The sequence below is a fragment of the Rhizobium sp. 25PS6 genome (genome assembly GCF_032464655.1).
Lineage (GTDB): Bacteria > Pseudomonadota > Alphaproteobacteria > Rhizobiales > Rhizobiaceae > Rhizobium > Rhizobium laguerreae.
Genome location: NZ_JAWDIV010000033.1, coordinates 1 through 14,784, shown reverse-complemented (window position 1 = coordinate 14,784; position 14,784 = coordinate 1). Strand labels below are relative to the sequence as shown.

At 60.7% G+C, this 14,784-nt stretch carries 15 protein-coding genes; 10 read left to right on the top strand and 5 right to left on the bottom strand.

What is annotated here, in order from left to right:
* The first annotated feature begins 11 nt into the window (after positions 1–11).
* The 6 genes from RWK44_RS33035 (at position 12) to RWK44_RS33010 (ending at position 5,485) form a co-directional block, all read left to right on the top strand.
* Complete coding sequence (locus RWK44_RS33035; RefSeq protein WP_020051165.1) at positions 12–935, top strand: ABC transporter permease subunit; 924 nt, start codon at positions 12–14, stop codon at positions 933–935.
* A complete protein-coding gene (locus RWK44_RS33030; RefSeq protein WP_168285100.1) occupies positions 932–1,849 on the top strand; it encodes an ABC transporter permease in 918 nt (305 codons plus the stop codon). The genes RWK44_RS33035 and RWK44_RS33030 overlap by 4 nt, the downstream gene beginning before the upstream one ends.
* A 2-nt stretch (positions 1,850–1,851) precedes the next feature.
* Positions 1,852–2,859 carry an ABC transporter ATP-binding protein gene (locus RWK44_RS33025; RefSeq protein WP_316030014.1) on the top strand — a complete coding sequence of 336 codons (1,008 nt, stop codon included), beginning with the start codon at positions 1,852–1,854 and terminating at the stop codon, positions 2,857–2,859.
* Positions 2,852–3,838 (top strand): ABC transporter ATP-binding protein, encoded by a 987-nt coding sequence (locus RWK44_RS33020; protein WP_316030013.1) that lies wholly within the window; start codon positions 2,852–2,854, stop codon positions 3,836–3,838. The genes RWK44_RS33025 and RWK44_RS33020 overlap by 8 nt, the downstream gene beginning before the upstream one ends.
* Before the next feature lie 165 nt (positions 3,839–4,003).
* Positions 4,004–4,345 (top strand): hypothetical protein, encoded by a 342-nt coding sequence (locus RWK44_RS33015; protein WP_168270637.1) that lies wholly within the window; start codon positions 4,004–4,006, stop codon positions 4,343–4,345.
* A 219-nt stretch (positions 4,346–4,564) separates the two neighbouring features.
* Positions 4,565–5,485: a sugar kinase gene (locus RWK44_RS33010; protein ID WP_316030012.1), complete on the top strand. Its 921-nt coding sequence runs from the start codon at positions 4,565–4,567 to the stop codon at positions 5,483–5,485.
* 239 nt (positions 5,486–5,724) lie between these two features.
* Here RWK44_RS33010 and gstI read toward each other — a convergent pair whose 3' ends face one another.
* Complete coding sequence (gstI, locus tag RWK44_RS33005; RefSeq protein WP_168270633.1) at positions 5,725–5,916, bottom strand: glutamine synthetase translation inhibitor GstI; 192 nt, start codon at positions 5,914–5,916, stop codon at positions 5,725–5,727.
* 432 nt (positions 5,917–6,348) lie between these two features.
* Between gstI and RWK44_RS33000 the strand changes: the two genes are divergently transcribed.
* Together RWK44_RS33000 and RWK44_RS32995 are read left to right on the top strand one after the other, a co-directional pair.
* Positions 6,349–7,389: a glutamine synthetase beta-grasp domain-containing protein gene (locus RWK44_RS33000; protein ID WP_018481520.1), complete on the top strand. Its 1,041-nt coding sequence runs from the start codon at positions 6,349–6,351 to the stop codon at positions 7,387–7,389.
* A gap of 245 nt (positions 7,390–7,634) precedes the next feature.
* Positions 7,635–8,819, top strand: a complete 1,185-nt coding sequence (locus RWK44_RS32995; RefSeq protein ID WP_221942458.1) for a glycosyltransferase family 4 protein — start codon at positions 7,635–7,637, stop codon at positions 8,817–8,819.
* Between the two features lie 5 nt (positions 8,820–8,824).
* On the opposite strand, the gene RWK44_RS32990 is transcribed toward RWK44_RS32995, so the two are convergent.
* Positions 8,825–9,838 carry an alpha/beta hydrolase gene (locus RWK44_RS32990; RefSeq protein WP_316030011.1) on the bottom strand — a complete coding sequence of 338 codons (1,014 nt, stop codon included), beginning with the start codon at positions 9,836–9,838 and terminating at the stop codon, positions 8,825–8,827.
* A gap of 159 nt (positions 9,839–9,997) precedes the next feature.
* Between RWK44_RS32990 and RWK44_RS32985 the strand changes: the two genes are divergently transcribed.
* Entirely contained in the window at positions 9,998–10,435 is a 438-nt protein-coding gene (locus tag RWK44_RS32985; protein WP_221942460.1) for a MarR family winged helix-turn-helix transcriptional regulator, read from the top strand.
* A 211-nt stretch (positions 10,436–10,646) separates the two neighbouring features.
* On the opposite strand, the gene der is transcribed toward RWK44_RS32985, so the two are convergent.
* From der to RWK44_RS32970, 3 genes are all read right to left on the bottom strand, one after another.
* On the bottom strand, positions 10,647–12,068 hold the full coding sequence (der, locus tag RWK44_RS32980; RefSeq protein WP_221942461.1) for a ribosome biogenesis GTPase Der: 1,422 nt from the start codon (positions 12,066–12,068) through the stop codon (positions 10,647–10,649).
* Positions 12,069–12,086: 18 nt separating this feature from the next.
* Positions 12,087–12,770, bottom strand: a complete 684-nt coding sequence (locus RWK44_RS32975) for a tetratricopeptide repeat protein (protein WP_221942462.1) — start codon at positions 12,768–12,770, stop codon at positions 12,087–12,089.
* A 206-nt stretch (positions 12,771–12,976) separates the two neighbouring features.
* Positions 12,977–13,561 carry an NnrU family protein gene (locus RWK44_RS32970; RefSeq protein ID WP_222010231.1) on the bottom strand — a complete coding sequence of 195 codons (585 nt, stop codon included), beginning with the start codon at positions 13,559–13,561 and terminating at the stop codon, positions 12,977–12,979.
* 121 nt (positions 13,562–13,682) lie between these two features.
* Between RWK44_RS32970 and RWK44_RS32965 the strand changes: the two genes are divergently transcribed.
* Positions 13,683–14,669, top strand: a complete 987-nt coding sequence (locus tag RWK44_RS32965; RefSeq protein WP_316030010.1) for a polysaccharide deacetylase — start codon at positions 13,683–13,685, stop codon at positions 14,667–14,669.
* Positions 14,670–14,784: the final 115 nt, after the last annotated feature.

Here is a 14,784-nt window from a genome sequence, read left to right as displayed (position 1 = left end):
GGCCCACGATCATGATCAAATACGCCCTCCGTCGCCTGCTATCGACGATCCCCGTTTTGTGGATCGCCGTCACAGCCTGCTTTTTTGTTTTGCGCCTTGCCCCCGGCGGCCCTTTCGATGGCGAAAGGCCATTGCCGCCGGTGATCTTGAAGAACCTTGCCATCCACTACAATCTCGACAAGCCGCTCATCCAGCAGTACCTGATCTATGTCGGTGACCTGCTCCGGGGCGATCTCGGCCCGTCCTTCGCCAGCGAAGACTTCACCGTCGCCCAGCAGATCATGATCGGTCTGCCCTACACCTTCACCATCGGTACGGCTGCCTTCCTGATTGCCATCATTGTCGGCGTGGCCGTCGGCTGTCTTGGGGCGCTCTACCAGAACAAGGCGCCGGATTATATTCTGGGCGCTCTCATCCTGATTGGCGTCGTGCTGCCGAACTTCCTGATTGCACCCATCCTGCAGCTCGTCTTCGGTATCCATCTCGCATGGTTCCCGGTTGGCGGCTGGGGTGATGGCTCGATCAAATACCTCATCCTGCCGATCGTCGTTCTGGCCCTGCCGCATGCCGGCCGTATCTCGCGCATCACGCGCGGCTCGATGATCGAGGTAATGAATCAGAACTTCATCCGCACCGCCAAGGCCAAAGGCATCGGCCCCCGCCTGACAGTCATGCGCCATGCGCTGAAGCCCGCCATGATGCCTGTCGTCTCCTATCTGGGGCCCGCCGCAAGCTACCTTCTCACCGGCTCGCTGGTTGTCGAAAGCATCTTCGGATTGCCCGGCATCGGCCGCTATTTCGTCAACGCAGCGCTGAACCGCGATTACGGCATGGTTCTCGGCACGGTCATTTTCTACATGGTGCTCATTGTGTTCCTGAATCTTCTCGTCGATATCGCCTATGCGTGGCTCGATCCGAAAGTGAGAAACCGATGATCCTCAACCCCGCAAAACGCGAGCTGCTTGCCCAGGAGCTTCTGGAGGCGGAGGGCCTTGCGCCCGAAAGCCGATCGCTCACCAAGGATGCGTTGCGCCGCCTCGCGCGCAACAAGGCAGCCGTCCTGTCGATCGTTGTTCTGACGGTTCTGATCCTCGCCGCCTTCCTCGGCCCCTGGTTCATTCCCTTCAACTACGAGGATCCGGATTGGGCGGCCTTCCGCATACCGCCCTCGATCGAAACCGGCCACTATTTCGGCACCGACCCGAACGGCCGCGACCTTCTCGCCCGCGTCCTTTACGGCACCCGCGTCTCGCTCGCCGTGGCGCTGACGGCGACCGTCGTCTCCGTCTTCATCGGCGTGCTCTACGGCGCGGTCTCGGGCTACATCGGCGGCAGGCTGGATGCGATCATGATGCGCTTCGTCGATATCATGTATGCGCTTCCCTATATCCTCTTCGTCATCCTGCTGATGGTGATCTTCGGCCGCAACGTCTATTTGCTGTTTGCCGCCATCGGCGCGCTGGAATGGCTGACCATGGCCCGCATCGTGCGTGGCCAGACGCTGTCGATCAAGCATCGCGAATTCATCGAAGCGGCCCGCGCATCCGGGCAGCGGCCGTTCAAGATCATCATCAAACACATCATCCCGAACCTCGTCGGACCCGTGGTGATCTTCGCAGCGTTGACGGTGCCTGAAATCATCGCCACCGAAAGCTTCCTTTCCTATCTCGGCTTCGGCGTGCAGGAACCGCTGACCTCGCTCGGTACGTTGATCGCCGAGGGAACCGATGCCATGGAAAGCATGCCGTGGCTGCTGGTCTTCCCGGCAAGCTTCCTCGTGGCCCTGTTGCTCAGCCTGCTCTTCATCGGTGACGGCCTGCGCGACGCGTTCGACCCGAAGGATCGCTAAGAATGTCCCAGCAGACACAAAAAGACACGCTTCTCGAACTCAAAGACTACTCGATCACCTTCAAGACGCCGGATGGAGAGGTGAAGGCGGTCTCGAACATGAACCTGACGGTCAAGCGCGGAGAGCGCATCGCTATCGTCGGCGAGTCCGGTTCCGGCAAGAGCCAGACCTTTCTCGGCATCATGGGGCTGCTCGCCAAGAACGGCCAAACGACGGGACAGGCGCTGCTCGAAGGCAAGGACGTGCTGGCGCTGAAACCGCGCGAGCTCGACCAGATCCGCGGCAAGGACATGGCGATGGTCTTCCAGGACCCGATGACCGCCCTCAATCCAACGCTGAAGATCTCCCGGCAGCTGACGGAGCAGCTCGAGGTTCACGGCGGGCTGACGGCGCGCGCCGCATCCGCCGCCGCACTCGACATGCTGAAACGTGTCGGCATCCCCGACCCGACGCGGCGCTTCCACCTCTACCCGCACGAACTCTCCGGCGGCATGCGCCAGCGCATCGTCATCGCCATGGCGCTGCTCACCCGGCCGAAGCTCTTGATCGCCGACGAACCGACGACGGCACTCGACGTCACCATCCAGGCGCAGATCCTCGATCTCTTCAACGACCTGACGGCGGAGATGAACACGGCGCTGATCATGATCACCCACGATCTCGGCGTCGTTGCCGGCCTCGCCGACCGCGTCGCCGTCATGTATGCCGGCCGCATCGTCGAGGAGGCGCCCGTCGACGAGCTCTTCGACAATCCGGCTCATCCCTATACCGCGGCGCTGCATGCCTCTATCCCGCGGCCGGACCAGGATGTAGACGACCTTGTCGTCATTCCCGGGCGTCCGCCGAACCTGCAGCACCTGCCGAAAGGCTGCAATTTTTCGCCGCGCTGTTCGCAGGTCCAGGACGATTGCATCGACCGCCCGCCGCCGCTCGAAACGCTGGCGCCGCGACATTGCGCCGCCTGTTACCACCCCTTCCCGCGTCGTGAGGAGTTGCTGAACCATGGCTGACCGATCGCTTCTGAGGGTCGAGAACCTGACGACCCAATTCGAACTGCCAGCAAAGGGCCTCTTCAAGCCGCCGATCTTCCTCACCGCCGTCAACAATGTCAGCTTCGACCTCAGCGAAGGCCGCACGCTCGGCATCGTCGGCGAATCCGGCTGCGGCAAGTCGACGCTCGGCCGTTCCATCCTGCGGCTGCTGAAATCGCAGAAGGGCCGTATCCTCTGGCAGGGCCGCAACCTGCTCGACCTGTCAGACGAGGAAATGCGCGCCGCCCGCCGCGACATGCAGATCATCTTCCAGGATCCGATCGCCTCGCTCGACCCGCGTATGACGGTCGGCGACATCATTGCCGAGCCGCTCACCGTCTTCGAGCCGAAGCTTACCAGGGCCGAACGCACGGAGCGCGTTCGCGAGATCATGACCGCCGTCGGCCTGGTGCCGGAGATGATCAACCGCTATCCGCACGAATTCTCCGGCGGCCAGGCGCAGCGCATCGGCATCGCCCGCGCGGTCGTCACCAAGCCGAAGCTCATCATCTGCGACGAGCCGGTTTCGGCCCTCGACGTCTCGATCCAGGGCCAGGTCATCACGCTTCTGCGCAAGCTGCGCAAGGAATTCGGCCTGACGTTGATCTTCATCAGCCACGACCTCTCCGTGGTGCGCCTGATCTCCGACGATGTGCTGGTGCTCTATCTCGGCAGGGTGGTGGAAGCTGGCGACTGCGCTACCGTCTTCGATCACCCCGCCCATCCTTATACACAGGCGCTCTTCTCCGCCGCCCCGATCCCGAATCCGAAGCTTGCGCGCCTGCGCACCCGCATCCGTCTGCAGGGTGACCCGCCTTCGCCGCTCAACCCGCCGAAGGGCTGCGTCTTCTCGCCGCGCTGCTGGAAGGCGACCGACATCTGTCGCACCGAAATGCCGCCGACCGAGCACGTTCACCCCGGCCAGTCGGCCGCCTGTTATCATATGGACAGGCCATAAACGGAACGAAGGCCGCGCAAGCGGCCTTCGCCTTGAATGCCCCATGCCCCCATTCATTCTCGGATGGAAGCAGACTATTTTTGGATCTAAAGTCCCCAATAAGAAAGCTTTTATAAGCATGTGCTATCCCATTTCGGCCTAATCGCAAGCCAGGGGAACGCATATATGAAATCGAAAATATCAGGTGTAATCGCACTTACCGCGGCCATGATTGCCGTCTCCGCGGTTTCATCGCATGCCGAAGATCTGACCTTCAAGCTCATCAACGGAACGAACTCCGTCCTGACGCACTTCTACAGCTCGCCGACCGGCGTCGACGACTGGGAAGAAGACGTCTTCGGCGACAACGTTCTCGATCCGGGCGAAACCATGAATATCACCATCGCCGACGGCCGCACCGTCTGCAAATACGACATGCGCTTCGAATTCGAGGAAGATTCCAACCTCGCAACCACCGAAGATGCGCAGGACCTTTGCGCGATGGGCAGCTACACCATCCACGAATAAGAATTGGGAAGCCCGCCTTCGCATCGTCCGTGAAGGCGGGCTTTCATCTCTCTCGTGATATCGACGCTTGTCACTCAGCCTAGCTCCGCGTATCAGCGAATGAAGACCAGCGCATCATCCTTTCCGAAAATCGGGATCGATATTCGGAAAGGACTATGCGCCAATTCAAAGTGATAGCGCGTCCTGTTGGACGCGGCGCTCAAATGCCGGGAGGACAAGGTGAGCAGACGGTTTCTATCGATCGGCGAATGCATGGTGGAACTCTCGCAGGCAGGCGACGGCCTGCTGCGCAAGGGCTTTGCCGGCGATACCTTCAACACCGCCTGGTATGCCCGCGCCTGCCTTGCCGCCGACTGGTCGGTCGACTACTACACCGCCCTGGGCGACGACGCCATGTCGGACGAAATGGTCGGCTTCATCGACAAGGCGGGCATCGGCACCAGCCTCATCCGCCGCATCAGGGGCAGGACGCCCGGCCTCTATATGATCAACCTGAAAAATGGCGAACGCTCCTTCAGCTACTGGCGCGACAGTTCGGCGGCCCGCAGCCTGGCCGCCGATCCGGACCGCCTGCGCGAGGCGGTGGAAAGCGCTGAGGTCGTCTATTTCTCCGGCATCACCCTTGCCATCCTGCCGCATGAGGATGCCGAGACTTTGCTTGCCGAGGTCCGTCGCGCCAAGGCCGCCGGCAAGCTCGTCGTCTTCGATCCGAACATCCGCCCGCGGCTCTGGTCGAGCTACGACGTGATGCACACGACGATCAGCGAAGGCGCCCGCTCCTCCGTGCTCGTCATGCCGAGCTTCGACGACGAGGCAGCCCATTTCGGCGATGATTCCATCGAGGCGACGATCCACCGCTATCGCGCACTGGGCGCCGTCCATATCGTCGTCAAGAACGGCGCTGACGGTGTCACGCTGAATTTTGCCGGCGAGCAAACCTTCGTTCCAGCCGAAAAGGTGAAGAAGGTGGTCGACACGACCAGCGCCGGCGACAGCTTCAACGGCGCCTTTCTCGCACGATATCTCGAAGCCGGCGATGCGCCTGACGCCGCCCGCTTCGCAGCAAAGGTCGCTGCTCGCGTCGTCAGCGAACATGGTGCACTGGTCATAAAGGAAAAGCTTGGATTGGATGGCGGCTAGAGCGGCGCGATCTTTCAGATTCGCTTAACGAGACATGCTTTTAGGCCGCACATGCTGACGCAGGTTGAATGCCATGTGCGAGCGCTCTCCGCCTTGTCGGCATCGTTTGCCCCGCTGCTAGAGCATGATGCCGAAAAGTGTGCGCGGTTTTCGGACGACATCATGCTCTATTTCTTTGATTTAGATCAGGATTCAGATTTCAGGCCGATCGGGCCTAAAATCATCCTGATCCGGGGAAATCAGGACTTTGTCGGCCGATCGGCGTCGCGAACCGCCTCGTCATGGTACCAGCAGCTGTCGAGCGCAGCATCGCAGACGTCCGCGGCCTCGCGCTCCATCAGCCTGGCGCGTTCGAACCGGTTGGCGTTTCGTGTCGCCTTAACGGGAAACTGGTAGATCGTTGCGGATTCACGATGGAAACCGGTGGGCATGAGATCGCCTCCATTCAGTTCGGCGCATCAACATTTCAGGACCATCTACATAGCACAATGCACATAGTTTACGCAAATTGCATAAAATATAGGCAATGTTGCAATTGTAATCGGTCGGCATGCTGCCTCGACCAAAAGCTTCCGATAATTTGTTTAACACTTCATCATTTCAGACTAACGGCGTAATTTTCATCCGGTTCCAGACGGGAAAAGTGCGTTTTCATGGGCGATACTCTCTATGAACGTTAAAAACAGCTCGATTTTCCGAAAGTTAAAAAACCCGCCGGCACGCCGATTCGCGATTTTTCTTTCGCGTAGCGCCAAAACTGGCACGCTACATGCTTTGAAATTGTCATCCCTGGCGGTCGGATGCGCTTGCGCGCCGAGATCACCTCCGGATTTGCTCACCTTCGTAGCATTGAGAGAGTCACGATGACAAAATATAAGCTCGAGTACATTTGGCTCGATGGGTACACACCGGTACCGAACCTGCGTGGCAAGACGCAGATCAAGGAATTCGACGAATTTCCGACGCTGGAACAGCTTCCACTCTGGGGCTTTGATGGCTCCTCGACGCAGCAGGCCGAAGGCCGCAGCTCGGATTGTGTGCTGAAGCCCGTCGCCATTTATCCGGACCCGGCCCGCACCAATGGCGCGCTCGTCATGTGCGAAGTGATGATGCCGGATGGCGTCACGCCGCACGCATCGAATGCTCGCGCGACCATCCTCGACGACGAAGACGCATGGTTCGGCTTCGAGCAGGAATATTTCTTCTACCAGAACGGCCGTCCGCTTGGTTTCCCTGAGCAGGGCTACCCCGCTCCGCAGGGCCCTTATTACACCGGCGTCGGCTATTCGAACGTCGGCGACGTTGCCCGCGAAATCGTCGAAGAGCACCTCGATCTCTGCCTCGCTGCCGGCATCAATCACGAAGGCATCAATGCCGAAGTGGCCAAGGGCCAGTGGGAATTCCAGATTTTCGGCAAGGGCTCCAAGAAAGCTGCCGACCAGATCTGGATGGCGCGCTACCTGCTGCAGCGCCTGACGGAAAAATACGGCATCGACATCGAGTATCATTGCAAGCCGCTCGGCGACACCGACTGGAACGGCTCGGGCATGCATTGCAACTTCTCGACCAAGTACCTGCGCGAAGTCGGCGGCAAGGAATATTTCGAAGCGCTGATGGCGCAGTTCGACAAGAACCTGATGGACCACATCGCGGTCTACGGCCCCGATAACGACAAGCGCCTGACCGGCAAGCACGAGACTGCTCCGTGGAACAAGTTCTCCTACGGCGTTGCCGACCGTGGTGCTTCGATCCGCGTGCCGCACTCCTTCATCAAGAACGACTACAAGGGTTATCTGGAAGATCGCCGCCCGAACTCGCAAGGCGACCCCTACCAGATCGCTTCGCAGGTTCTGAAGACGATCTCGGAAGTTCCGACTGCAAGCTCGGCTTCTGCTGCCGCCTGACGTCCCGAACGGCGCCGGTCCTGGACCGGCGCCGTGACCTTCTTTTTTCCGTATGAAAACCGCCGCCGGCTACCGACATAATCGGGGCGATCGGTCAGGCGAAAGCCCTGCAATCCTTGCAATATGGGCTGTAATATTTCCATCATAGTCATGCCTCAAAATAGACAAGCGGGAATCGCCGTTCCGGAACTCCGCTGAAGGGTTGAGCGTTGGCATATCACTGCGACGCGGATGGAAATCGTGACATGCTGCAACGTCCGGCAAACATTTATAGCGGCGAGAGTTGGGCCAATGCCGCAGCCGCGGGAAACCTGCCCGAGAGGCTGGTGATCGTCACCGATGCCTGGCACCCGCAGGTGAACGGCGTCGTGCGCTCGATCGAGAACACCAATCGCGAACTGGCGAGGATGGGCGTCGAGGTTTCCATGGTGACGCCGGAGCGCTTCAACAGCATCCCCTGCCCGACCTATCCTGAGATCCGCCTGTCGATCGCCAACTACCGCCGCATCGCCCGCGAGATCGAAAAGCACAATCCCTCCTACGTGCATATCGCCACCGAAGGCCCACTGGGGCTGACGGCGCGCCGCTGGTGCCTGAAGAACCGCATGCCGTTTTCGACGAGCTACCACACCCGCTTCCCGGAATATGTCTCCGCGCGCTTGCCGATACCAAAGAGCTGGCTCTATTCCTTCGTCCGCTGGTTCCACAATGGCGGCGCCGGCTGCATGGTGGCGACGCCGAGCCTTGCCCGCGAACTGTCGGAAAAGGGCATCCGCAACCTCATGCCTTGGAGCCGCGGCATCGACGCCACGCAGTTCCGTCCGATGGCGCTCGAGGAAAACCCGTTCGGCTTGGCGCGCCCGATCTTCATGACCGTTGGCCGCGTGGCGCTGGAAAAGAACCTGCCGGCCTTCCTCGATCTCGATCTGCCGGGTTCCAAGGTCGTCGTCGGCGACGGTCCTGCCCGCGCCGAGCTTGAAAAGCAATACCCCGACGTCTTCTTCGCCGGCGTGCAGTTCGGCGAGGATCTGGCGAAAACCTACGCCCAGGCCGATGTCTTCGTCTTTCCCTCGCTCACCGACACCTTCGGCAACACCATCCTCGAAGCATTGGCATCGGGCGTGCCGGTCGCAGCCTATCCGGTCACCGGCCCGCTCGACATCATCGGCGAGGATAGCGAAGTCGGGGCGCTCGACCAGAATCTGCAGGCCGCATGCCTTGCCGCCCTTTCCGCCTCCCGAGACAAGGCGCGCGAGCTCGCTATGCAATATTCCTGGGAAGCGGCGACGCTGCAATTCATCAACAATATTCGCGCCGCCAACGGCGTCATCACGCCGAAATGGAAGAGGGCCTGGCAATTTGCCACCAAGTCGCTTCCAAGAAGCAGAAAGCCCGGCGAAACCGCCGGGCCTGTCCCATCCGCAGACTGATTGGTTTACTTGTGAAGAGCGCTGCGAAGCGTGTCGTTGGCGACCGCAATCGCGCTGCGCGTGGCAGGCGTTTCGGCAATGGCGTTCAGCAGCACGAAATCGTGGATCGTGCCATTGTAGCGCATCGACGTGACGCGGACACCGGCCTGGCTGAGCTTGCGGGCGTAGGCCTCGCCTTCGTCACGCAGCACGTCGTTCTCGTCGACGATGACCAGCGCCGGCGGCAACCCGTTCAACTGCTCCAGCGACGCCTGCAGCGGTGAGGCCGTCGGCTCCTTGCGCTTGGCTTCATCGGGCAGATAGGCGTTCCAGAACCACTTCATCGCTTCCTTCGTCAACCACGGGCCATCAGCGAACTCATTGTAGGAACCATGGTTGAAATTGGCGTCGGTGACGGGGTAGAACAGCACCTGCTGGTCGATGGCAGGACCGCCACGCTCCTTGGCCAGCAGCGTTACCACCGCCGCCATGTTGCCGCCGACGCTATCGCCTGCGACAGCGAGCCTGGCGGCATCGACCTGGAACTCCTGGGCATGTTCGGCGACATATTTGGTCGCAGCATAGGCCTGCTCGATGGCAACGGGATAGCGGGCTTCCGGCGAGCGCTCGTAGTTGACGAAGACGACGGCGGCATCGGCGCCGTTGGCGATCTCGCGCACCAGCCGGTCATGTGTATCCGCATCGCCCAGCACCCAGCCGCCGCCATGGAAATAGAGAATGACCGGCAGCGTGCCCTTGGCATGTTCCGGGCGGACGATGCGCAGCTTGACGCTGCCTGTCGGACCGGCCTTGATGACTCTGTCCTCTTCCTGGGCGGCAAGCTTCTTCACGTCGCCCTTCTGCGCGCCCGCCAGAACATTGCGGGCATCGGCCGGCGACAGCGTGTAGATCGGCTTGCCGCCGGCAAGCCCATTGATGAATTTCTGCGTTGTCGGTTCGAGTACCGGATCGGCAAGCGCGCCGACGGCGGAAGCTGCCAGGAGTGCTGCTGCGGAAACTGCGGTCTTGATGGTCGACATTGTCTTGTCCTCTCGGGTTCGATGTTCGTCCTGAACACCTTTTATATCGCGCACGATTATTTATAGGACAATTTAAATTTGCGCATAACAGCCATGCATAAAAATCGCTTACGATTATTTATTGCACGATATAACTTCCATCAGTTCTGGAGATACCCCATGCAGGATCAGCTGAAGCTCGACAATTTCATCTGCTTCGCCGTCTATACGGCAAGCCACGCGTTAAATCGCGTCTACAAGCCGCTACTCGATACGTTGGGTCTCACCTATCCGCAATATCTGGCGATGGTTTCTCTCTGGGAGCAGGACGGCCAGACCGTCGGCGGCCTCGGTGAAAAGCTCTTCCTGGAATCAAGCACGCTGACGCCTTTGCTCAAACGCCTGGAAACCGCAGGCTATGTCAGCCGCGAACGCAGCCGGGAGGACGAACGCGTCGTCATCATCCGCTTGAGCGAAGAAGGCATTGGCCTGAAGGAAAGGGCGATCGGCATCCCGGGTTGCATCGCCGCTGCCAGCGGTCGCGATGCAGTCGACCTCACCCGCCTCCAGGCCGAGATCGTGGCGCTGCGTGAGGCGCTGAACAAAAGCGTGGTTTAGCTGCTAACCGGACTGGGTATCACGGTGCTTGTGGTACCCCCTCTGCCCTGCCGGGCATCTCTCTCACAGGTGGGGAGATCAGCAGGAGGCAAACGCTTCGTCCCTCTCTGTCGATATTCTAATGGCCAAGTGTCGTTGTTTTGGGAAGCCTTAACGCCCATCCGATCTCCCCCCACTTGCGGGGGTGTTCCCACTACGAGGCCCCTGAACCCTACGTTCGTCGCTTCTTGCCTTCGAACGGATTGTCAGACGAGCGGAAATGGATGCGGATCGGCACGCTCGGCATGTCGAAATCCGCGCGCAACCCGTTGATCAGATAGCGCGTATAGGATTCCGGCAGCGCATCCGACCGGGTGCAGGAGATCATGAAGGCCGGCGGGCGGGCCTTCACCTGCGTCATGTATTTGAGCTTGATGCGGCGGCCGGAAACAGCCGGTGGCGGATGCTGGATCTGCTGCGTCTCCAGCCAGCGGTTAAGCCGCGCCGTCGAAATGCGCTTGTTCCAGACCTTGTCGGTATCGATGATCGACTGCATGAGCTTGTCGAGCCCCCAGCCGGTCTGGCCGGAAATCGGCACGGCGCGGATGCCGCGCGCCTGCGGCAGCAGCCGGTCGGTCTTTTCGCGCAGATCCGCAAGCACCGCCTGCCGATCTTCGATCATGTCCCACTTGTTGAAGGCGAGCACGGCGGCACGCCCCTCGCGCAACACCAGGTCGACGATCTGCAGGTCCTGCTTCTCGAAAGGTATCGTCGCGTCGAAGACGATGACGACGGTTTCGGCGAAGCGGATGGCGCGCAATGCATCGGCGACGGAGAGCTTTTCCAGCTTCTCGATCACCCGCGCCTTGCGGCGCATGCCGGCCGTATCGAACATCTTGATGGTGCGGCCGCGCCAGTCCCATTCGACCGAGATGGAATCGCGAGTGATGCCTGCCTCCGGCCCGGTCAAAAGCCGGTCCTCGCCGAGGAAGCGATTGATCAGCGTCGACTTGCCGGCATTCGGCCGGCCGACGATCGCCACTCTGAGCGGCTTCGTCTCGTCATAGGTCGGCTCTTCGTCCTCGTCGCCCTCGTCTGATGATTGCGGAATGTCGACGTCGGTAACCGCCACATCCTCTTTCTCGGGATAGGCACGGTCCTCGCCGATCGCCGCGACGATCGCATCACGCAGGTCGAGCATGCCCTGCCCGTGTTCTGCCGAAATCGGCGTCGGCTCGCCGAGGCCGAGCGTATAGGCGTCATAGAAGCCGCTGTCGGAGCCGCGCGCTTCGGATTTGTTGGCGACAAGCACCACCGGCTTGCCGCGCCGGCGCAGCATTTCGGCAAGGTCGGTATCGACGGGCGTCAATCCGCTCTTGGCGTCGACGACGAAAAGCGAAAGATCCGCCTCGTCGATCGCCGCTTCGGTCTGCGCCCGCATCCGGCCCTGCAGGCTTTCCGCGTCGGCCTCTTCCAGACCAGCCGTGTCGATGATCGTGAAGGTCAGGCCCATCAGCCGCGCATCGCCCGGCCGGCGGTCGCGGGTAACACCCGGCGTGTCATCGACAAGCGCCAGCTTCTTGCCTACCAGCCGGTTGAAAAGTGTCGACTTGCCGACATTCGGACGACCGACGATCGCGACCGTGAAACTCATATCTTGTCCTTAACGCGATCAGCCCTGAGCGGCGGGCGCCTTGCCGGATGCGGTAATCAGATCAAGCATCATATGGGCGCGATTGGCAACATTGCGTGGGCTGTCGGTATCGTCGACGATCGACTGGAACCACTGCCGCGCCTGCGCCATGTTGCCGGCTTTGTAAGCGGCAAGGCCGAGTGCCTCGCGCGCCGAATGACGGAAGGCGTTGCCCGGAACGGCCATTTCCTCGATCGCGGCCGAAACCTGTTCGTAAGTGCCGTTCTCGATGAGCAGCCAGCCGGCGCGCATCTTGGCGGCATCACGCACGGCAGCCGGAATTGCATTGTCCTTGCCGATCTCGTTGAAGGCGGCGATTGCCGCGGCGGTATCACCCTTCTGCACCTGAACGGTCGCGGCCCGCATGCGCGCCAGCACCGGGTAGGCGCCATGGCCTTCCTTCTCGAGTTTGTTGAGCGCGGCCAGAGCCTCGTCGTTCTTGTTCTCGTCGGCTAGCTTCATTGCCGCCAGGAACTGGTCGCCGGTGCCGGAGGAGCGGTTGTCGTCCCAATAGTCGTAGAGAACCTTCCCGGCGGTACCGACGACGATCAGGATGGCGACGACGACGATATAGCGGCCGAACCGGCGCCAGACGCCCTTCATCTGGTCAGACCGCAATTCCTCATTGACTTCACGGATGAAGCTGTCGTCGTTGAATGCCATTCTCGTCTCCGGCCGCGGAAATACCCATACACCATGCAAAACGCATATTGTCGGGCCTTCTACTCCATTTTGCAGCCGTTGTAAGGGGGATGTGAAAGATTAGAGCGCCGCGCGTCCAACAGGACGCGCTAAGGACGCTCTAACATTTTGAATCCGCGCATAATCCTTTCCAAAAACCGGAATCGATTTTTGGGGTTATGCGCAGGTCAGATGACGAGCGGCGAAACGCCGATCAACCATTCGTGCAGCTTCCATATGATCAGCGCCCAGACGACGATGCCGATGATGATGGCATAGAGGTCGTATTTGGCCGAGACGAACGGTCGGAGCGTGATCTCGCCCGCCCGCTGCCGCCGCTTCAAGGAAATGCGTAGGATAACGCCCCAGGCGAGAAAGGCGGCAAACAGCAGAACCGACGACGTCTCGCCATTCGCGAGCAAGTGCGCCAGTGCCCAGATCTTCACCGACAGCACCATCGGATGTTTGGTCTTGGTCGCGATATGCCCCGCCGGCAGCAGCGAGGCGACGAGACAGATCATCGCGATCAGCATCAGCGTGATTGATATATGCGCCATCCAGATCGGTGGACTGTAGAGCACGCCGGTCACCTCACGCGCCTGCCCGAAGCCGTAGATCAACAGGATCAGCGTGGCGATGCTGGCAATCGAATAGGCCACCCGCCAGCCCTTCTCGCCGAGGCTTGCGATCATCGAACGGCGAAAGTCCGGCACCAGCACCCGCACCAGATGCACCCCGAGGAAAAGTATGATGCCGACGATAAGCAATGTCATTGCGGATCCCTTCCGTGCCGTTTGTCATGGCTTACCGGCTGGCGCGAAAAAATGCCAGCGCGACCGCAGCTTCGCCGCAATTCTGTCGGAGGGAAACCGCGAACAAATTGTCGCGGTGCCCATGTCTCGTTCCCTCTTCTCCGCCTGCCTTTCTGTTTCGCTCCTCGTTCCGGCAATTGCAGAGGCGGCCGACCGGCCGAAACAGCTCGTCATCATTTCCTTCGACGGCGCCCACGACAACGCGCTGTGGCTGAAGAGCCGCGAGATGGCGGCGAAAAACGGCGCCCACTTCACCTATTTTCTCTCCTGCACTTTCCTGATGAACGAGACGGCGAAAAAGGCCTATCAGGCGCCGCACCAGAAACGCGGAAAATCCAATGTCGGCTTCGCCCAGAGCGACGACGAGATCCGCGAGCGCCTCGGCAATATCTGGCATGCCCATCTCGAAGGCCACGACATATCGAGCCATGCCTGTGGCCATTTCGACGGCCGCCTCTGGAGCGAGGCCGACTGGTCTGCCGAGTACGCCACTTTCCGCGCGACGCTTGAGAATGCCTGGAAGAGCATCGGTCTCCAGGAGCCGGCCGGCTGGCAGGATCTGGTCGAGCACGGCATCAAGGGCTTTCGCGCGCCCTATCTCTCGGCAACTGCGGGCGCCGACATGATCGCCGCCGAAGAGAAGGCGGGCTTCAGCTATGATGCGAGCCTCGTCACCAAAGGGCCGGCCATGCCTGTCGAGGAAGACGGCATCATCCGCTTCGGCCTGCCGCTGATCCCCGAAGGCCCGAACGAGAAGCCGATCATCGGCATGGACTACAACCTCTTCGTCCGCCATTCCAAGGGTGAGGAGGATACGGCCGATTCCGCGGAATTCGAGGAACGCGCCTATGCCGCCTTCAAGGAGGCTTTCGACAAACAATACGCCGGCGCCCGCATCCCGCTACAGCTCGGCTTCCACTTCGTCGAAATGAACGGCGGCGCCTACTGGCGCGCCCTCGACCGACTGGTTAGCGACGTCTGCCACCGAACGGATGTGGCCTGTGTCAGCTATTCGGAAGCGATCCCGATGATCGAGGCGCGCGGGAAACTGCAGACGTCAGGTCTTTGAAGAGCCAATTATCTGGACGAACCGACGTGCCGTGCGGCCCCCTCATCCGCCTGCCGGCTTCTCCCCGCTGGGGAGAAGAGATTCGTTGCGACGCTGCGATTCCCCCTTCTACCCG